A 19377-nucleotide genomic window follows, 5' to 3' on the forward strand; every position below is an offset into this window, starting at 1 on the left:
GTCGGCGCACCCCGGGGCGTTCGTCGCCATGTTGGCAACGCGGTGACAACGATCCAAGAAGATGGCAATCGGTCGTGGGCGATCACGACGGATCGACTGAGCGATCGGTAATTCAGGCCTCGGACGGGGCCGGGGACGGGGTCAGGGGCGCCACGGTGGTGAAGTCCGTTGGGCCGCTGCCTCGGTAGACGACCACCTCGGCGCTCTGGCCGGCGGAATTGCGTGCCGCGACGGTGATCTTGGTGTACGGGTCGCGGCCGGACGCGTTGCTCCGCAGGTAGCTCGTGCCCGTCACCGTGTAGCTGTTCACGGAGGTGGCGTTGTCCGCCGAGATGGTGACCCGGACGATGTAGTCGACCACCACACCCGCGCCGCCCGTGTCCGCCGGCGGGCTCCAGGACACCAGGTTGTGCCCGGTGGGATCGCTCGCCTGGGGCGGCAGCTTGGTCAGGGTGACATCGCGAGGCACCGAGGGCGCGGTGACCGTGACCGGCTGGGCCCCTGTCCCCGGCGTACCCGGCGCCTGCGTCGCCGGGGTGTCGGCGGTGTGCTGGGGGTCGGTGCCCACGCCCGAGCCGCCGCTGCCGCCGGGCTGCTGGACATTCGGACTGGCTGTCTGGCGCGCGCCGCCACTGGACGGTGCGGTGCTGTGTCCGCCGACGGGCGACCCGGTGCCTGGCGGGCTCTGGCCCGGCTGGGCCGAGTCCTGCCCCAGGACGACGACCGGCACGCCGTCCGAGGCGCCTTCCGCGGCGTCGTTGGCCTTGCCCGGCGGAGCTGCCGCGGTCGCGGTGCCATCGGCGACGTCGGTTCCACTCGAGGCCAGGAAGGCGCTCTGGTGGTTGGTACGCAGGGCGAGGGGAAGAGCGACGCCGGCCAGTACCACCAGCACGGCGAGCGCGATGACCGCCGGCACCGGCACCACGAGGCGCCTCGACCGGCCGGATGTGGCCCGTGCCGCGCCTCGGCGCGGGCCGCGCCACCTGGCCCTGGCGACGGGTGGGGTGGACCCGTCGTCGTGGCGCGCGTCGTCGTGCCGCGCGTCGTCGTGCCGCGCGTCGTCGTGGCGTGCGCCGATCGGCTCCAGGCCGGACAGGTCGGTGGCCAGATCCTCACCGCGCGCGGGCACCTCGGCGCCGTCGCCGGAAAAGCCGGGCCCGCCCGCGGGGACAGGCTCCTCCTTTACGGATTCCTGGGGCGGGGGAGCCGTGCTGGAGTCCGCGGAGTCGGTGTCAGCGGGGTCGGACTTCTCCTGGACGGAGTCCAGGTCGGCGGGAGCGGGGTCGGTACCCGCGCGGTCGGTGTTCGCGGCGGCGGCCTCCGCGGGGACGGGCTTCTCCTGGGCGCAGTCCTGGCGCGTCGGAGCGAGGTCGGTGTCCGCGGCGGCGGTGTCCGCGATCGCCGTGGCTTCGGACCGGGTCTCGCTCATCGTGCCCTCCAGGCGACCAGGCCGCTGACTCTCGTGCGGCGCGGTCCGCGTGCGCGGCGCCCGTCGGTGCCGGCAGAAGTATCGTGCGGACGAAGAATGCGACGTCCGGGTGCGAGGTGGCGCCGCCCTCGTTTCTGGTCAGGATGGCGTTCACCATCGTCGCGTCCTGACCCTAGTGTGTAGCACGGAACGGCGTGCGACGGGCACGCTTCGAATCCGTCGCGATCGTTCTGGCAACGCAAAAACAATTTTCCAAGAAAGCAGCAACTCGCGGTGGCCGCCAGACCGCCGGCGGGGAAACGGTGGCCGGTCGCTCGTGGGTCGTTCGTGGCGCCGGGAAGCTCGACACCCCCCCAGAGCGGCGATCAAGACGGCCGGGTTCGGCGGCGGCGCTGGGTAGGATGACTGGCCGCGGGGTCCTCCGCGACGCCGCGGGCGGCAGGCCGGTGCGCTGTGGCCGGTGCGCTGTGGGACGACCGCTGTGGGACGACACAGCCGGGCAACCCTCGACGAACGGCGGATATGAAGACCTACTCGGGCATCGCGGCGCTCACCGGTCCGGGTCGGCGGCGGCTACTCGCCCGACTGCGCGCCGTCGATCCGGCCATCGCCGACGTGTCCGCGGAGTACGTCCACTTCGTGGATCTCGCCGAGGACGCTGACGGGCCCGGCGCTGGCGGTAGCGGCGCGGACCGGCTGACGGCCGAGGACGAGGCGCGGCTGCGCGGGCTGCTCACCTACGGCGAGCCGTTCGCGGGGGAGCGGGCCGGCGCCGCCCGGACGCTCGTCGTGCTGCCCCGCCTCGGGACGATCTCGCCGTGGTCGTCGAAGGCGTCCGACATCGCCGCGGCCGCGGGCCTCGCCGCGGTCCGCCGGATCGAGCGGGGCACCGTCTACCATCTGCCCGGCCCCGGCTCGCTCGACGCGCAGGCCCTCGCGCCGCTGCTGCACGACCGGATGACCGAGATCGTGACGGGCTCCGTCGAGTCCGCGGGCGCGCTGTTCGCCGCCGGGCAGCCCCGCCCGCAGGCCGAGCTCGACCTGCTCGGCGCGGGCATCGCCGCGCTCCAGGAAGCGAACCGGACACTCGGCCTCGCGCTCGCCCCGGCGGACCTGACCTACCTCGCCGAGCAGTACGGCCGGCTCGGGCGCAACCCGACCGACGTCGAGCTGATGATGTTCGCCCAGGTCAACAGTGAGCACTGCCGGCACAAGGTCTTCAACGCGAGCTGGGTCGTCGACGGCGAGCCGCGCCCGAAGAGCCTCTTCTCGATGATCAGGAACACCCACGAGAAGTCCGGCGAGAACGTGCTGTCGGCATATTCCGACAATGCCGCCGTGGTGCGCGGCACCGTAGCTCCCTGGTTCTTCGCCGACCCCGAGACCCACGAGTACCGGCGGCACGAGGAGTCCGCGCACATTCTCGTCAAGGTCGAGACGCACAACCACCCGACCGCGATCGCGCCCGGCCCCGGCTCGGCGACCGGCGTCGGCGGCGAGATCCGTGACGAGGGCGCCACCGGCCGCGGCTCGACCCCGAAGATGGGCCTGGCGGGCTACACGGTCTCCAACCTGCGCATCCCCGGTGAGGAACTGCCCTGGGAGGGGCCGGAGCGACGGCCTGGCCGCATCTCCTCCCCGCTGGAGATCATGATCGAGGCGCCGCTCGGTGCCGCCGGCTACAACAACGAGTTCGGCCGGCCGAACCTCGTCGGCTACTTCCGCGCGTATGAGACCGACGGCGGCCCCGGTGGCCGCTGGGGCTATCACAAGCCGATCATGATCGCGGGCGGCATCGGCAACATCCGCGCGGCGCTGGTGCGCAAGAACCGGCTCGAGCCCGGCGACCTGGTCGTCGTCCTCGGCGGCCCGGCGATGCTCATCGGCCTCGGCGGTGGCGCCGCCTCCAGCATGCAGACAGGCGCCGGCGACGAGGACCTCGACTTCGCCTCCGTGCAGCGCGGCAACGCCGAGATGCAGCGGCGAGCCCAGGAGGTCATCAACGCCTGCTGGGCGCGCGGCGACGCGAACCCGATCGTCTCCATCCACGACGTCGGCGCCGGCGGCTGGTCGAACGCGCTGCCCGAGCTGGTCCACGACGCCGGCCGGGGCGCCGTCTTCGAGCTGCGCGACCTGCCGAACGCCGACACCGGCATGTCGAGCCTGGAGATCTGGTGCAACGAGGCGCAGGAGCGTTACGTCCTCGGGATCGCCGCCGCCGACCTGGACACGTTCCGTGAGCTCTGCGAGCGCGAACGCTGCCCGTTCGCCGTCGTCGGCACCGTGACCGACGAGCCGCGGCTCGTCGTGCGCGACCGGCTGTTCGACAGCGCGGCCGTCGACGTGCCGATGTCGCTGCTGTTCGGCGAGGCGTCCCGGCAGACGCGCACGGCCCAGCGGCGGCCCGTCACGGCGGCGCCGTTCGACGAGACCGGCATCGCGGTCACCGAGGCCGTGGAGCGGGTCCTGCGGGTCCCGGCCGTCGGCAGCAAGAAGTTCCTCATCACGATCGGCGACCGGACCGTCGGCGGCCACACCGTGCGCGACCAGCTGGTCGGCCCGTGGCAGGTCCCGGTCAGCGACGTCGCCGTCACCGCGTCGGCGTACGGCAGCCGTGCCGGCGAGGCGCTCGCGATGGGGGAGCGCACCCCGCTGGCGACCGTCAGCGCGCCGGCGGCGGCACGGATGGCGGTCGGCGAGGCGGTCACCAACCTGGCCTGCGCCGCCGTCGCGGACCYGTCGGACGTGGCGCTGTCGGCCAACTGGATGGCGGCCGTCCAGGTCGACGAGCAGCAGGCGGCGCTGTTCGACGCCGTCCACGCGCTGGGGGAGGAGTTCTGCCCGGCGCTCGGCGTGCCGATCCCGGTCGGCAAGGACTCGACGAGCATGCGCACCGTCTGGTCGGACGGCGACGGCGAGGCGGCGGTCACCTCACCGGTGTCGCTGGTCGTCACCGCGGCGGCCCCGGTCGCCGACGTCTCCCGGGTGCTCACCCCGGCGCTGGCGCGGGACGAGGCCAGCTCGCTGGTGTTCGTCGACCTGTCCGACGGGCAGGCCAGGCTTGGTGGTTCGGCGCTCGCGCAGGCATATGGCCGGGCCGGGGACGGCGCCGTCGTCCCGGACGCGGACGCGGCCCGCCTGCGGGCCTTCTTCGCCGCCACCCGGCCGCTGGTTCACGACCCGGCCGTCCTCGCCTACCACGACCGTTCCGACGGCGGCCTGTTCGCGACCCTCGCCGAGATGGCGTTCGCCGGCAGGGCGGGCGTCGACGCCGACGTGACGGCGCTGCCCGGTTCGGTGCTCGGCAAGCTGTTCAGCGAGGAGCTGGGCGCCGTCCTGCAGGTCGCCGACGCGGCGCTGCGGCGCGTGGTGGCGGACCTGGCCGCGGCGGTCGGCGATCGGAACGTGCACGTGCTCGGCAGGGTGACCCGCCAGCAGCGGGTCGTCCTGCGCGACGGTGGCGCCGTGGTCCTCGACCGCGGCCGCGCCGAGCTGGAGCGTGCCTGGGCGACGACCAGCTACCTGATCCAGCGTCTGCGCGACAACCCGGACGCGGCCGACCAGGAGTTCGACGCGATCCTCGACGACGACGACCCGGGCATCTCGGAGCGCCTCACCTTCACCCTGGCCCGCCCGTCGTACCCGAGCCGGCCGCGGGTCGCGGTGCTGCGCGACGAGGGTGTCAACGGCCAGGTGGAGATGGCCGCGGCGTTCGACGCCGCCGGCTTCGACGCGTTCGACGTCCACATGACCGACCTGCTCGCCGGGCGGGTGACACTGGACGGCTTCTCCGTGCTCGCCGCGTGCGGCGGCTTCTCCTACGGCGACGTGCTCGGCGCGGGTGCCGGCTGGGCGAAGTCGATCCTCGCGCACGCCGAGCTCGCCGCCGCGTTCCGCGCGTTCTTCCACCGGCCGGACACGCTGACGCTCGGCATCTGCAACGGCTGCCAGATGGTCGCCAGCCTCGGCTCGCTCATCCCCGGGGCGACCGGCTGGCCGGCGCTGCTGCCGAACGCGTCCGAGCGGTTCGAGGCCCGGGTGTCGAGCGTGCTCATCGAGGACTCGCCGTCGGTGCTGCTCGCCGGCATGGCGGGCTCGGTGCTCGCCGTGCCGGTCGCGCACGCGGAGGGCCGGATGGAGTTCGGCCCGGCCGGCCCCGGCGCCGTCACCGCCCGCTACGTCGACAACCACGGCAAGCCGACGCAGGAGTACCCGGCCAACCCGAACGGCACCGCCGGGGCCGTCGCCGCCGTCACCTCGGACGACGGCAGGGTGACGCTGATGATGCCGCACCCGGAGCGCGCCTTCCTGACCCAGCAGCGCTCCTGGCTTCCCGTCGGTACTCCCGGCGGATCGCTTCGCGATCAGCCGGGTCCCCCGGCCGCCCCCGCCGGTGGCGACGGCGAGTACGGGCCCTGGCTGCGCCTCTTCCAGAACGCGCGCGCCTGGCTCGGCTGAGACAGGGCGCAGCACTGTCCGGCGTCGACGGCCGTCACGTGCTGGCCGGCGCGGTCAGCGGAGCCGGCAGCATGTCGCCACGACACGGCGACGGCGACTGCCGCGGCCGTCGCTCCCAGAGCGAACGGTGCACGTACTCCCGCGACCGTGGTCAGGGCTGACGCGATCGGACCGCCGACGGCGGTGCCCCCGAGCATGACGAGAGCGAACAGCGACATGACCCGGCCCATCATCGCGGGTTCGCCGGTCTGCAGAACGGCGATCACGGACATGAGGAAGAACGACCACGCGATGCCGATGCCCGCCAGGCCGACGAGCGCGATCGGCGCGGTGGGAGCCGTCGCGGTCACGATCATCGCGGCCACCATGGCCAGGTTCGTTCGCGCCATGGTGTGCCGGCCGGGCATACCCCGAGCGGCCGCGGCGAGCGTGCCGACGAGGCTTCCCGCGGTCACCGCCGTGAAGGCGGTGCCGATGAGGGATGCTCCGCCGTCGAAGGCGGCCCGGATGAAGATCGGCACGGTGACCTGAAAGGTCGCGGCGAAGGTCGCGACCACGGCGAGGGCGACCAACGGCGTCCGGAGACGCGGCGCGTGCCACAGATAGCGGAGCCCGTCACGGATCTGTCGAGGCGCTCGCGCGAGCCGGGGCGAGGGCCCGACCCGGATCGTGGCGAGCAGCGCGACGTCGGCCAGGAACGAGAGGGCGTTCAGAGCGAACGTGGCCGTGACGCCGACGTGGGCCAACGCCAGCGCGCCGAGTCCTGACCCGGCCGTCATGCCGGCCAACATGACAGTTCCGCTCAGCGCTGCCGCGCCCGGCGCGTGGGCCGGCGGCACGAGCATCGGCACCAGGGCCCGCCTCGCCGGCGTGTCCAGTGCGTTGACCACGCCCCAGATCGCGCTGAGCAGACAGACGACGGGCAGCGTCAGGACGCCCGCCATGGACGCGGCGGCGTACGCCAGCGCTACCAGGCCGAGGCCGGCCTCGGCGGCCATCAGCAGCCGGCGGCGGTCGTACCGGTCGGCGACGGCCCCGAACCACGGTCCGAGGAGCAGGCTGGGCAGGAACTGCAGGGTCACCACCCATCCCATGGCTGCCGGGGCGAGATCGACCACCACCCAGGCGAGCGCGACGACCTGCGCCCAGGAACAGGGCACCGACACCAGCTGGCCGAGCAGGTAGCGCCGGAACGCGGACGAGCGCAGCGGGAGCGGCGCGGACGGTCTGGCCATCAGAGGGTGCCGTGTCATCAGAGGGTGCAGAGGACCGCGACGGCGAGGGCGACGCCGAAGGCGTAGGTACCGAGCGCGGAAGCCAAGTGAAGCGGAGTGAGGCGCCCCTGGCCCTTGGAAGTCAGCATGTTGTAGGCGTGCAGCACCCGCACGACGGTGGCGCCGATGATCAGTGGAATGGCTACGGCGGCCGGGCCGCGGGCGCCGACGAGCAAGAACAACACGATCAGGGTTGGTACGTACTCGGCCTGGTTGGCGTGCGACCGGACCGCGATGAAGAGCGGGTTCGCCGGGTCGCTGGGCTGCTGTGAGCCGCCGGCCTTCGCGATCGCGCCCCGCAGCCGGGAGACGTTGAAACCGAGGACGAACACCATCGCGCCCAGGATCGCGGTACAGATGATGGCGGTGGTCATGCGACTCCCCTTTGCTCGCGCGTGCCCAGCACGCGATCGACGAGGTCCGCGCAGAGGCTCCAGCCGAGCAGGGTGTCGGCCTTGCGTAGCGCGCCCACGCTGGTCACGTTCACCTCGATGAGGTGTGGTCCGATCACGTCCAGACCGGCAAGGCGGATGCCGTGTCTCCGCAGGTCCGGCGCGAGCCGGGCGCAGATCTCACGGTCGCGGTGGGTGACCGCCGCCTCGGTGGCCGGATTGCCTATCCGGAAGTCACCGGCCGCCGGGTAGCGATAGACCGCGCCGACCGGCTCGCCCTCCACGACGAAGATCCGCTTGTTGCCGTTTGAGACCTCGTGGAGAAAACGCTGCGCGATGACGGCCCGGCTGCCGTCATGAGTGGACAGCTCCAGCAGGGACGTGAGATTGGGATCATCGCGGTGCAGCCGCAGGACACCGCGGCCGGCGAAGCCGTCCACCGGTTTGATCACGGCGACCTCATGCCCGGCGAGGAACGCCCGGATGGCGCGCGGATCCGCGGTGATGATCGTCGGCGGAATCAGGTCGGGGAAGTGCATCGGGAGAACGTGCTCCCAGCAGGTCCGCAGCCCGCGGGGATCGTTGACCATCACGGTTCCGGCTGGATCGACGAGGTCCAGGATCAGGGTCGCGGTGAGATACGTCTGGTCGAGCGGCGGCTCGGTGCGTACGAAGACGGCGGCCATGTCGTCAAGCCAGACGCGTCGCGGCTCGCCGGCGGTGTACCAGGTGCTCGCGGCCGCCGATGGCTGACCTGTGCGTGGCCGGGGCGCAGGAAGCCGAAGCCGGCGGGCCAGTGCCCGAGCCCGACCGTTCTCGGCCTCGAGCAGGCGGGCCTCGGTGACCMACACCTCCGCGTTTCTGTCCTGTGCCGCCCGCATCAGGCCGATGCTGGTGTCGGTGACCGCGTCGAGGGATTCGAGCGGATCGGTGACGAACGCGACCTTCACGGCGTCCCTCCGGCGACAGCGGCCGCCGAGGTCACCAGTGATGGCGCGGTCGCATGCACGACCGAGGGCATTGCCTCGGATTCGGGCGAGTGGCTGATGGCTGCCTTCAGATCCATGCCGCCACATTCGCGCCGCCGCGGCTTCTCGACCTCAGTACGAGCACGTAGGCGAGTACTGCAATCCGCGGCGGGAGGCGGCGCCGGTGGAACAACGGGGCGGCATCCCAGCCAGCTGACCCAGCGGGAGCCGCCAACGGTGCCCGGGCCGCGATGTGGACACCGAGAACCGATTACGTGCCGACCTGCGTACGGGTACTGATGTGCCCGGCGGCCGTGTGGCCGATCGTCTCCATGACGAACACGCCGGCGTCGCCGTTTCCACGCCATCGACGGAGGTCTGACGATGAAGGTCGAGGAACATCCCGTAGAACTGGACGGCCGGCCGGGGACGTTGCTGAACGGCGTGGACCATGTGGCACTCATGACGGGCGACAGTGAGCGGCTGCACGTCTTCTACCGCGAGGTGTTCGATGCCACCGTCGCCTACGACATGCCAGGACCCGGCGGAGGTCGGCTGTCCTTCGTCCGGATCGGCCCGACCACCGAGCTCAACGTCTTCGAGATACCCGGCAACACCGAAGCACGGCGTCAGACGTCGATGTTCGGTCGCGGCCGTCTCGATCACCTGGGTCTGCGGGCCGCCTCTCTGGAGGCGTTTGACCTGATCCGCGGACGACTCATCGCCCGCGGCGCGTCCGACGGCTTCGTGACCGATTTCGGCCCGACCCTCAGCCTGTTCTTCCGGGACCCAGACGGGCTGGAGGGAGAGGTCTGCGTCCCGAACCCGGCAGGTCGGCCGGGCGTCTACAACCCTCCCGGCACTCCCGCGCCCGGATACCAGGCGTAGCCAGGGAAAGGCCCGCCCGTGCCGTCACCATCGAGGTCGACATCGGATGACGGCTCCTGTTCAGGCCCGCCAGCGGGCGACCAGCTCGGTTCGGTTGGTGTAGCCGAGCTTGGCGAGGATGGAACGGATATGGCTTTCCACGGTGCGTTCGCTGAGCACCAGCCGCGCCGCGATCTCCCGGTTGGACATGGCCTGGACGACGAGCGCGGCCACCTCGTGCTCACGCGGGGTCAGCGGGTCGGCCGCCCGGCGGGCAGCCGCCAGGTCGGCGAGCAGCCGGTCGGCACGGGCGAGCGGCCCGGCCATGTCCAACCGGCGAGCCTCGGCCGCTGCCGCGCCCGCGACGGCCGCGGCGGCGTCAGGGTCGTCGAGGCGGCGCAGCACGCCCGCGAGGGCCAGCCGGCCCAGCACGACGTGGGCGCGCGCACCGAGCGCGGCGTCCTGCGCGATCGCGGCCCGCAGCGCCGCCTCGGCGTCGCGCAGCTCTCCCGCGTGGGCCAGCGCGCGCCCGTAGTGGCCCTGCATGGAGCCGATGAAGAAGACCGTTGGTCCCCCGACCGCCCCGGGGTAGGCGGCGTAGGGCTTCAGCTGGGCGGCGAGAGCCTCCGCGGCCGGCGGGTCCCCGAACGCCTCGACGAGGTCGATCAGCTGCATCAGAACGCCAAGCCCCCGGGTACCGACGACCGGCTCGCCCAGCGTCCAACGCAGGCGCTCATACCAGGCCAGGGCTTCCTCGCGGCGTCCTTCGAGCAGCAGGCCGTTGGCCCGGTTCACCGTMATGAGCGGTGAGGGCGGGAATGCTTCCAACGCCGGCCAGTAGTCGTCCGGGAGTTCGGTGGCATCTCCCCGCAGCGCGGCCAGGTGAGCGGCGAAGGCGTAGCTCAGGCCGATCGACTGCGCGTCTCCGGCCCGCGAGCCCAGCCGGCGGGCCTCGAGGTCGGCCGACCGCGCGGCGGCGAACCTGCCTTCCAGCGCGGCCCGAGCCGCCACGCCGCGCAACCGATGCCACCTCGCCAGCGGGAGGCCGCTGCGGTCGGCCAGCGCCGCCACGGCGGTCATCGCCTCATCGACGAGGTCGAGGCGCCCGAGCTGGTAGGCGGCTCTGATCTTCCACTGCTGTCCGAGGACGGCGGACAGCGGCTGGCCGAGCCGATCGGCCTGCTCGATGGCGGTCGCGGCCATCCGCAGCCGTTCCTGCGCGTCGTCCGGACCATCCAGCGCCATCTCGCGAGTGCGGGCGGCGTCGAGCAGCGCCTGGGCGTCACCGCTCGCCCGCGCGACCTCCATGGCCTCGTCGACGTGCTGGCGGGCCGCCTCCGTCGATCCGGCCTCACCCAGGGCCGTTGCGAGTTGGGACAACAGCTGGGACCGCAGGTGCGCCGGCTGCGGCGTGGCGAGCGCCACCCGGCACAGCCGGGGGATCGCCTCCGTGGCCTGCGGGAAGTCCACCCAGCGCATCACCAGCGCCGCCGCGGCCGTGAGGTCCGCCCGACCCGCCCGCCCGGCCGCGGCGGCTGTCTGTTCGCACTGCTGGAGCGCCTTGGCCAATGCCCCGGCCAGGTAGCAGGAGCGAGCCAGCTCCAACGTCGTCTCCGCGAGCTCCGCGTCGCCGGCACCAGCCTGCCGCAACGCCGCCACCGCGGTGCGCAGGTGCGAGGCCGCCTCGTCGTAGGCCGAGGCCTGGATCGACTCGGCAGCCGCCTGCCTGGCCCACCGGGCCGCGCAGCGCTGCGCTTCCTCGTCGCCGCCGGCGCCCCGCCAATGACGAGTGACCTCGGCGGCGAGCCCGGGAACCGTCGCCGGTCGCGCCTGCAACGTGACGGCGGCCCGCCGGTGGATCCCACGCCGCTCGACCGGATCGAGAAGGTCCGTCAAACCGTCGGCCAGCAGGCCGTGGGTGAATGCGAACTCCTGCCCCTCGACGCCGAGCGACGAGGTCGCCCGGGCCAGCAGACCGGCCCGGCACGCGGCGTCCAGCGCCATCCCGGCCGTCGACTCGTCGACCTCGGCAACCCGGCCGACGAGCTCGGCGTCCACCGGCGGCCGCAGCAGCGCGGCGACCTGGACGACGCGCCGTGCCGACGTCGGAAGCTGAGCCAGCAGCGTCGCGACGAGATCGCGTACCGCGACCGTCCCAGGAGAGTCGGTGTCGCGGGCGGCGGCGTCGAGCAGCAGGGGGAGCCCGCCGCTGCGCCGCGCCACCTCCCCGGCGCGCGCGGCGAAGGATGCTGCGGGGTCGAGTGCCGTGAGGTACTCCCGGATCGCCGCGGCTGTCAGCGGCAGCAGCGGCACGGTGTCGACACTGTCCAGCCGCGAGAGCTCACCCACGGCGTTACTGGCTTCGTCCGGCAGGGTGCGCAACGTCGCGATCAGCATCAGCTGGCTGTCGACGATCCCGCCGGCGACCTGCCGCAGCAGTTCGACGCTGTTCGTGTCGGCCCAGTGCAGATCCTCCAGCACGATCACCAGTGGCACGGTGGCGGCGGTCAGCACCGCGTCGGCGACGGMGGCCAGGGCGGCGAACCGTGACGAGGCGGCGCTCGCCGCGTCACCAGGCGCGTTCTGCCTTCCGGCCGCGCCCAGCAGGTCCAGCGCGGCGGCGATTCCCGCCGGCCCCCCGCCGCCGCGGGTCAGGGCCAGCAGCGCCTGCTGCCAGGGCCACAGCGCCGGCGCGGCGTGATCGGCGACGCAGTAGCCTCGGCCGACCGGCGCCGGTGTCGACGCGCCCGCCGGTGGGATGGCCGGGGACCTCGCGTCCGGCCGCAGCGCCTCCTCGACCAGCCGGGTCTTGCCGATTCCAGCCGGGCCGGTCACCAGCACGACGCCGCCCCGGCCCTCCGCCGCCGTCCGCGAACGCGAACGCAGCAGCAGCATCTCCTCCCGCCGCCCGACAAACGGGCGATCCTGTTTCCGCACACTCCAAGGATGGAGCAGCGCCAGCCGCCGCTGTGCCGTGGTTCCGTGCCGGCGCCACGGAACCGGCGGGAGCTGTCGGCCACGGCTGGTGATGTTCGGCCGTTCCTGGGGCGTTGTCCGTGGACGATGTGGCTGTTGTCAGCTATAAGCACCTCATAGCGAAGCGTCGCTTCCGCACGGGAGGTCGGCCTGATGCATGTCCCCGCGCCGTTCGTGGCGCTGTTCCTCGATAGCGTCCGGTCATGACGGCCGTGACGACCGCGCAGGTCGCTCCCCGGTCCCCCGCCTCCCGTCGGCCGCGCTGGATCCGGTCGCCCGGCTACGACCTGACCGTCGCGGCGCTGTGGGTGCCGTTCGCGCTCGCCGCGTGGGCGGTCTCCGGCAACGCGCCGGCCGTGCGCTGGCTGGTCGCGGCGACGCTGATGTTCTCGGTCATGCACCAGCCGCTGACGCTCCTGCTGGTCTACGGCGACCGTCGGCAGTTCGCCGCCCGGAAGTCCGTGTTCGTCGTCAGCCCGTTCGTGCTGGCCGGGCTGGTGCTGTTCGGCATGTACGTCAGCCTCGCGCTGCTCGCCGTCATCGCCGCGACCTGGAACGCCGTGCACACACTGCAGCAGCGCTACGGCCTCACGCGGATCTACGGTCGCAAGGCCGGCGACACCCACGGCAACCTGGAGCGCACGCTGCTCTACAGCGCCCTGGTGACCGCGGTGCTCGCCGCGGCCGCCGCCGATGGCACCGCCGACAAGGTCGCCAGCGCGGGCATCGGCGGCTCGAACCGGCGCGCCCTCGACCTGCTCACCGACGCGGCGCCGGTCGCCCGGGTCCTGCTGCCCTTCGCCGCGCTGTTCGCGCTGGTCGCGCTCGCGCGCTGGGTGCTCGCCGAGCGCCGGCACGCCACCGCCAACCCGGCGAAGTGGATCTATGTCGGCTCAACCCTCGCGCTGATCGCGCTCATCGCAGTCAACCCGCTGCTCGGCTTCGTCGCCTACGTCGGCGCGCACGCCGCCGAGTACTTCCTGATCGTCCACCACCACCTGGAGGGCCGTTACCGACCGCGGGCCAAGCCCGGCGCGCCGGCCGCCGACCCCGCCGACGTGCGGACCGGGCCCGTCTCGGCGGTCGTGCGCTCCCGGGCCGGCCGCACCGGCTTCCTGGCCGTCTACCTGGCCGGCATCGGCGCGGTTCTCGCCGGCCTGACCTCGGTCGGCTACCCCTACTTCACGCTGTTCGTGCTCATCGCCGGCGGCCTGCACCTGTTCTACGACGGCCTGATCTGGAAGCTGCGCCGCCCCGACGTGGGCCGCGGCTTCGGCCTGCCCGGCGGACCGCCCGGGGCCGTGCCCGCTCCCGCCGCCGCTCCCGGCGCCGGCCCGGCCTGATCCGCGCCCGGTGCGCGGAGTCGCCGCCGAGGGCGTGGCGGTGGCTTCAGCGCGTGGCGACGGCGAGCAGGCACAGGTCGTCCTCCCGCTCCGGCGGGGCGATCGCGCGCAGGATGCGGTCGCAGAGGTTGGCGGGGCCCTGGCAGGCCAGCATCCCGGCCAGGGCGGCCTCGGCAAGCGCCTCGAGCTGATCCGTCAGCGAACGGCCCCGGCGCTCCACCAGGCCGTCGCTGTAGAGCAGGAGGCCCGCTTCCGGCGGGAGCAGAATGCTGCTCTGGCCGTAGGTGGCCGTGGCGTCGACGCCGAGGATCGGGCCGTGCACCTCTTCCAGGTAACGCGTCGCGCCCCCGCTTCCCGGTTCGCTCCCTTCCTGCTCAGAGGTCAGGAGCAGCGGCGGCGGGTGCCCGGCGCACGACCAGGTCAGCCAGCCCGTGGCGGGATCCAGATGGGCGACCACCGCGGTGGCGAGCACCTCGTCCGCCCCCCGGTCGCCGAGGTTGGCCGACAGCTGGGTGGTGATGTCCGCCGGTGCCTGCAGCTGCAGCGCGTACGCCCTGGCCGCGTGCCGTAGCTCGGCCATCGTCGAGACCGCTGGCAGGCCGTGGCCGCCGACGTCGCCGACGACGAGGCTCACCGTTCCGTTGGCGAGCACGGTCGCGTCATACCAGTCGCCACCGATCCCGATGTCGCGGGCGGCCGGCAGGTAGCGGGCGGCCAGCCGGACACCCTCGAGGTCCGGAAGTGTTCGCGGCAGGACGGCACGTTGCAGCGTCTCGACGGTGGACATCTGCCGTTCGTAGAGGCGGGCCCGTTCGATCGCCTGAGCGAACGGGCCGACGAGGGTCAGCAGGAAACGGCGCTCGTCCTCGTCGAAGGTCCGCGGTGTGGGCCAGCCCAGCAGCATCACGCCGATCGCACGCCCGGACACGATCAACGGCAGGCTGGCCATCGCGTCGATGCTCATCGCGTCGAGGTTCGGTGCCCGATCGGGGAAGTCACGCAGATACCCCGCCCGGTTCTCGTCGAACCGGGGCTGACCGGTATGTAGCAGCTGGGACGTGACGGCCGGGCCGAAGTCGGGCATCCGTGTCCAGGCCCGGGTGAGGAACTCCGAGTAAGGCCGGGTGATGACCCGAGGCGGGGCGTCCTCCTCCAGCAGCACGACGCCGGTGAAGAGCACGCCGAGGTTGGACGCGCTCGTCCGCGCGGCGACGTCGACAAGCTCGTCCACCGTCAGGGCCTGGCCGAGTTCGACCGTGACGTCCATCAGCTGCCCGGAGCGGCGCAGCGCCGACGACAGCGACCCGATCAGCTCCGCCCGCTCCGCGTCGGCGTGGTGGCGCGCGTCGACGTTGCGCATCGTGACGACCAGGCCCTCGGGGATCGTGAACATGCGGACCGCCCACCACATCCCGGCGGAATCGGTCTCCTCGACCTCGAGCACCGTGGCCGCGTTCGACTCCCCTGGCGCGGCCGGGCCGGCGCGGCGGCGGCGCAGCTCCGCGACGTGGTCGCGCAGCGGAGAGAGGAGCACGTCCGCGGCCGCCCGGCCGACGACGTCCTGGCGCGCCATGCCGAACTGCCGCATCGCCTCGATGTTGGCGTACACGATCGTGTCGTCCTCGTCGAGCACGAGCACGATGTCGCCCACGTGGTCGAGTGCCCGGGCGACCCGTTCCCGGACCGTGCGGGCCGAGGTCCGGTCGGTCGTGAAGCCGATGACGCGCAGCGTGCCGTCCGCCGTGTCGACGAGCACGCCTGCGCGCGTCTGCACCCAGGTCACCGAGCCGTCCGGGTGCACCACCCGGTACTCCTCCAGGAAGGTGCTTCGGGTCTGCAGCGCGATCTCCCGGGCGCGCAGCACCGTCGCCCGCTCGTCGGGGTGCACCTTCGCCGTGACGTCGTCTATCGACACCGGCCCCGGCTCCGCGCTCAGGCCGAGCAGCCGGGCGGCGGCGCAGTCGGTGAGCACCCGCCCGGTGGCGACATCCCAGTCCCACAGCCCGATGCCGACACCCGAGACCGCCCGGTACAGCCGGGCCGCGTCCAGCTCGACCGTGTCCCAGCCGACGGCACCCTGGCTCGCCTGGAACGTCCGCGTGTCCGGCCCTTCGTCCATCGACTGCCCATGTACCCGGCGTAGCGCCACGCAAGCGGCTGGTAGCCACTATCCGCGTCGGCCGCCGAGGCCGAGGACCGGCCGCGCGTGCCGGCGGGGCCGGTGGGGCCGGCGCCCCGGTGGGCCGGTGCGCGCGGCCACGACCAGGTTTGAATCCGGTGGCGTCAGGTGACCGCGTAGAGGAGAGCGACGAAACCGAAGCCGACGGCGGAGACCAGGGTCTCCATCACCGACCAGGTCTTGATGGTCTGCTGGACGGTGAGGCCGAACAGCTCCTTGACCAGCCAGAAGCCGGCGTCGTTGACATGGGAGAAGAACAGCGAGCCGGAACCGATCGCGAGCGCGAGCAGGGCGGCGTGCGTCGGGCTCAGGCCCGTGGCCAGTGGCGCGACGATGCCCGCGGCGGTGACCGTGGCGACGGTCGCCGAGCCGGTCGCCAGCCGCAGCGCCACCGCGACCAGGTAGCCCAGGACCAGCACCGAGATATGCGCGCTGTCGGCCCACTTGGCGACCGAGTCGCCGACGCCGGCGCCGATGAGCGACTGCTTGAACCCGCCGCCCGCGCCGACGATCAGGATCACCGCGGCGACCGGGCCCACGCTGGCGCCGATCTTGGACGACAGGTCCTTCCCGCTGAACCCGACCGCGTACCCGAAGGTCACCATCGCGAGCAGCACGGCGAGGGTCAGCGCGGCCAGCGGCTCGCCGATGAAGTCGAACACCACCCGCGCCTGGGACGGGTTCTTGGCGTCGGTGTCGATGATGTCCGCGAGCGCCTTGCCCAGCATCAGCGCGACGGGGAAAAGGATCGTCGCGAGCGTCACCCCGAAGGACGGCTGGCGGTGGGTCTCGGCGGCGGCCGTGGCCGTGGCCGTGGCCTCGTGCTCGGGCGCAGCCGTGCCCGGGTCGGCCGGCCTGGTGACCGTGGCGGTGGCGGTGGCCGCGGCCGGCTCGGCGGTCGGCCCAGCGGCAGTGGGGGTGGTCGTCGATGGCTGGGCCGCGGCGGCCGCGGCGGCCGCGGCCGCCGGGGTGGCCGGGGTGGACGCGGTGTCGACGCCACCGGCGACGGCCGGCGGCCCGACCGGTACCCAACGGGCCGCGAGCAGCGAGAACAGCGGGCCACAGATCACGACGGTGGGCACGGCGACCGCGACGCCCAGCGCGAGCGTCGTACCGAGCTGCGCGTTCACGGCCGAGATCGCCAGCAGCGGTCCCGGGTGCGGCGGGACCAGGCCATGCAGGGCGGACAGGCCTGCGAGCGCCGGAATCGCCACCCGCATCAGCTTCAGCCCGGACCGCTGGGTGACCAGCACGATGACGGGCAACAGGAGGACGAGCCCGATCTCGAAGAACATCGGCAGCCCGATGATCACCGCGACCAGCGCCATCATCCACGGGATGGCGCGGCCGGAGGCGCGGGCGAGCAGCGTGTCGATGACGCGGTTCGCGCCGCCGGAGTCGGCGAGCAGCTTGCCGAGCATCGCGCCGAGCGCGATGAGCAGCCCGACCTCCTGCAGGGTGCTACCGACACCCGTCTCGAAATTCTTGATCACGCTGCTGAGGCCGACGCCGCCGACGAGGCCGACGAAGGCCGAGCCGAGCACGAGCGCCAGGAACGGGTGGAACTTGGCCCAGACGATCAGGGCGACGATCAGGACGATCCCGGCGAGCGCGACGACGATCAGGCGGGTGTCGTGGCTGTCCCAGGGAGCCTTCTCGGCGGCCTGGCCCGCGGCCGTCAGGATGGTCGCGCTCATCGGCCCACCGCCGGCCGCCAGGAGGCCGCGTCGGCGAGGCCCAGCTTCTCGGCGATCGTCTGGGCGATGGCCGCCGGTGGCGGGCCGACCTCCACCGTGAGCGCGTTCTCGTCCGGGCCGGGCTCCTCCAGCGCCGCGAACTGCGAGTCGAGCAGGCCGGACGGCATGAAGTGGCCGTGACGGGCCGCCATCCGGTGCGCGATGACCTCCCGGGAGCCGTGCAGGTAGACGAACACCTCGGCGCCCTCGTGCGCGCCGGCGATGACGTCGGCGTCCGCGGCGATCCCCGAGCCCGCGACCGCGTCGCCGCGCAGCGCGTCGCGGTAGGCGCGGCGCAGCGCCGAGCAGGTGATGACGCCCGGCTCGCCGGCGTCGATCCGCTCGTGGATCCAGGACCGGACCGACGCCAGCCAGGGCCAGCGGTCGGCGTCGGTCAGGGGATGCCCGGACGCCATCTTCTCGACGTTCGCGGGCGGATGCAGGTCGTCACCCTCCGCGAAGGGCCAGCTGAGACCGGCGGCCAGCAGCGCGGCGACCGTGGACTTGCCGCTGCCTGAAACACCCATCAGTACAAGGACTGGGGGCCGCGATCTCGCGGTCATGACGCCTCCGAACGCGACGACTCTGAACCTCTGGGCTGACGAACAGCCGGGCCGGCGGCGCCAGCGCCGCGGTGGGCGCGACCGCATGACGACCACGCGCAACCCTTTGGCTGCCCGCAAGCCGTTGACCGGACCGGCGCATCCAGCAGGTGACCGGCCGAGCGGCTGGCGCTGTGTGTGAGCAAGTGGTCACCAGGTGGCGTGGACGGATCTTGGCGGTGGATGCGTGGCCCGACAAACGGCATTTTGGTGTGGCCTCGCCACGATTTCCGGGCAAGCCCGCGCTCAAACCACCCCGGCCGATCCGCGCCGAGAAACGGTCGATGCGCCGCGGCCTGGCTTCTCGCTGTGACAGTCGGCTGACTCTGGGCGCCCGCCCGCGGGCGACAACGGCCCGGCGCCGCCGAAGGCGACAACCACGGCTCCACCACACACCGAGCCGCCGGTATCGCCCACCGACTCCGCGCCAACCCGGACCGGGTACGCCTGGCCGTCGTCCGCGATCTCGCCGACGGACTACCCGGGCATCGACCCGACCATCGAGCCTTGCCGAATTGACCTTTGTGGAGATCTAGAATTCGGGATTGACAGGAATCGGGTGGCCGCGCACTCATCCTGTCCGACGCCAGGGGGAATCCTGTCAGACCTCAGGGTCATGACCAGCACCGTTTCGTGGCACTGACGTATGACAGGACGTCCGGGTTTCCCAGGTACCTGCCACGGCAGCGGTGGTGGCTCTCTGGCGTGTTTGGTGACCCGCGTGTTCGGCGGGACGTGTCACGCGCAGATCAGCTTTGGCCCCGTGGCGCCAGGCCGCAGCGTGAAAGTCACACGGTGCCCAGCGTCGTCCGTGAAGACGACCTCTGTCTCGCTCACCGGCGTCAGGGTTCCCTGCTGGACGGTCTGGCCCCAGCCGGCCGGCGGGCCGACGTGGTCGTCCAGCGGCGGGACCACCTCGTAGTACCGGCCCTCGTAATGTGCCCCTCTGATGCCGCAGTGTGTGTAGAGCGTGTAGGGCACCGCCGGTCCCAGCGGTTCAGGTTCCTCGGACGAGGACCCGCAGCCGCCGAGCAGTACGGCCAGGCAGGCGACGGCGATCGTGCCAGCCGCACCCGTTCGCGTCCTGGTAAAGGCATGCATGTGTTCTCCGTCCGCGCCGAAGGGGAATAACGTCCGTTTCGACGCGGCGCGT

12 protein-coding genes are annotated in these 19377 nt (G+C 72.7%); 3 read left to right on the plus strand and 9 right to left on the minus strand.

Features of this window, described 5'->3' with window-relative positions; translation table 11 throughout:
- Window positions 1–112: 112 nt before the first annotated feature.
- Window positions 113–1429 carry a fibronectin type III domain-containing protein gene (locus BCD49_RS30265; RefSeq protein WP_007515791.1) on the minus strand — a complete coding sequence of 439 codons (1317 nt, stop codon included), beginning with the start codon at window positions 1427–1429 and terminating at the stop codon, window positions 113–115.
- A gap of 522 nt (window positions 1430–1951) precedes the next feature.
- On the opposite strand from BCD49_RS30265, the gene purL reads away from it, so the two are divergent.
- Complete coding sequence (gene purL / locus BCD49_RS30270) at window positions 1952–5887, plus strand: phosphoribosylformylglycinamidine synthase (protein ID WP_071042178.1); 3936 nt, start codon at window positions 1952–1954, stop codon at window positions 5885–5887.
- Here the strand turns inward: purL and BCD49_RS30275 are convergent.
- The 3 genes from BCD49_RS30275 to gshB are packed head-to-tail and all read right to left on the minus strand — an operon-like array spanning window position 5794 to window position 8503.
- Window positions 5794–7122: an MFS transporter gene (locus tag BCD49_RS30275; protein WP_106410315.1), complete on the minus strand. Its 1329-nt coding sequence runs from the start codon at window positions 7120–7122 to the stop codon at window positions 5794–5796. The two genes, purL and BCD49_RS30275, sit on opposite strands and share 94 nt — an antisense overlap.
- Window positions 7123–7139: 17 nt before the next feature.
- The gene (locus tag BCD49_RS30280; RefSeq protein WP_007515794.1) at window positions 7140–7535 is read right to left on the minus strand and encodes an MAPEG family protein; all 396 of its coding nucleotides are present in this window, start codon (window positions 7533–7535) and stop codon (window positions 7140–7142) included.
- Window positions 7532–8503, minus strand: a complete 972-nt coding sequence (gshB, locus tag BCD49_RS30285; RefSeq protein ID WP_071042179.1) for a glutathione synthase — start codon at window positions 8501–8503, stop codon at window positions 7532–7534. Before gshB ends, BCD49_RS30280 begins: the two co-directional genes overlap by 4 nt.
- 402 nt (window positions 8504–8905) lie before the next feature.
- Here gshB and BCD49_RS30290 point away from each other — a divergent pair, with 402 nt between their 5' ends.
- On the plus strand, window positions 8906–9409 hold the full coding sequence (locus tag BCD49_RS30290; protein ID WP_007515796.1) for a VOC family protein: 504 nt from the start codon (window positions 8906–8908) through the stop codon (window positions 9407–9409).
- Window positions 9410–9469: 60 nt separating this feature from the next.
- Here the strand turns inward: BCD49_RS30290 and BCD49_RS30295 are convergent, their stop codons facing one another.
- Entirely contained in the window at window positions 9470–12325 is a 2856-nt protein-coding gene (locus BCD49_RS30295; RefSeq protein ID WP_071042180.1) for an ATP-binding protein, read from the minus strand.
- 242 nt (window positions 12326–12567) lie between these two features.
- On the opposite strand from BCD49_RS30295, the gene BCD49_RS30300 reads away from it, so the two are divergent.
- Window positions 12568–13707 carry a hypothetical protein gene (locus tag BCD49_RS30300; protein WP_007515798.1) on the plus strand — a complete coding sequence of 380 codons (1140 nt, stop codon included), beginning with the start codon at window positions 12568–12570 and terminating at the stop codon, window positions 13705–13707.
- Window positions 13708–13753: 46 nt separating this feature from the next.
- Here the strand turns inward: BCD49_RS30300 and BCD49_RS30305 are convergent, their stop codons facing one another.
- The 4 genes from BCD49_RS30305 to BCD49_RS30320 form a co-directional block, all read right to left on the minus strand.
- The gene (locus BCD49_RS30305) at window positions 13754–15826 is read right to left on the minus strand and encodes a SpoIIE family protein phosphatase (protein WP_007515799.1); all 2073 of its coding nucleotides are present in this window, start codon (window positions 15824–15826) and stop codon (window positions 13754–13756) included.
- A 164-nt stretch (window positions 15827–15990) separates the two neighbouring features.
- Window positions 15991–17583, minus strand: coding sequence for a GntT/GntP/DsdX family permease (locus BCD49_RS30310; protein ID WP_007515800.1), 1593 nt, complete (start codon window positions 17581–17583; stop codon window positions 15991–15993).
- Window positions 17580–18185 carry a gluconokinase gene (locus tag BCD49_RS30315; RefSeq protein ID WP_007515801.1) on the minus strand — a complete coding sequence of 202 codons (606 nt, stop codon included), beginning with the start codon at window positions 18183–18185 and terminating at the stop codon, window positions 17580–17582. The genes BCD49_RS30310 and BCD49_RS30315 overlap by 4 nt, the downstream gene beginning before the upstream one ends.
- A 777-nt stretch (window positions 18186–18962) precedes the next feature.
- Window positions 18963–19325, minus strand: coding sequence for a hypothetical protein (locus BCD49_RS30320; protein WP_027141132.1), 363 nt, complete (start codon window positions 19323–19325; stop codon window positions 18963–18965).
- Window positions 19326–19377 lie beyond the last annotated feature (52 nt).

Source organism: Pseudofrankia sp. EUN1h, assembly GCF_001854645.1.
Classification (GTDB): Bacteria; Actinomycetota; Actinomycetes; order Frankiales; family Frankiaceae; genus Pseudofrankia; species Pseudofrankia saprophytica.

Bases quoted from the DNA above. Each gene is read 5' to 3' on its own strand.
- BCD49_RS30265 (WP_007515791.1), bottom strand. From the start codon at position 1,429: ATGAGCGAGACCCGGTCCGAAGCCACGGCGATCGCGGACACCGCCGCC.
- BCD49_RS30275 (WP_106410315.1), bottom strand. From the start codon at position 7,122: ATGGCCAGACCGTCCGCGCCGCTCCCGCTGCGCTCGTCCGCGTTCCGG.
- BCD49_RS30280 (WP_007515794.1), bottom strand. From the start codon at position 7,535: ATGACCACCGCCATCATCTGTACCGCGATCCTGGGCGCGATGGTGTTC.
- BCD49_RS30290 (WP_007515796.1), top strand. From the start codon at position 8,906: ATGAAGGTCGAGGAACATCCCGTAGAACTGGACGGCCGGCCGGGGACG.
- BCD49_RS30300 (WP_007515798.1), top strand. From the start codon at position 12,568: ATGACGGCCGTGACGACCGCGCAGGTCGCTCCCCGGTCCCCCGCCTCC.
- BCD49_RS30305 (WP_007515799.1), bottom strand. From the start codon at position 15,826: ATGGACGAAGGGCCGGACACGCGGACGTTCCAGGCGAGCCAGGGTGCC.
- BCD49_RS30310 (WP_007515800.1), bottom strand. From the start codon at position 17,583: ATGAGCGCGACCATCCTGACGGCCGCGGGCCAGGCCGCCGAGAAGGCT.
- BCD49_RS30315 (WP_007515801.1), bottom strand. From the start codon at position 18,185: ATGACCGCGAGATCGCGGCCCCCAGTCCTTGTACTGATGGGTGTTTCA.
- BCD49_RS30320 (WP_027141132.1), bottom strand. From the start codon at position 19,325: ATGCATGCCTTTACCAGGACGCGAACGGGTGCGGCTGGCACGATCGCC.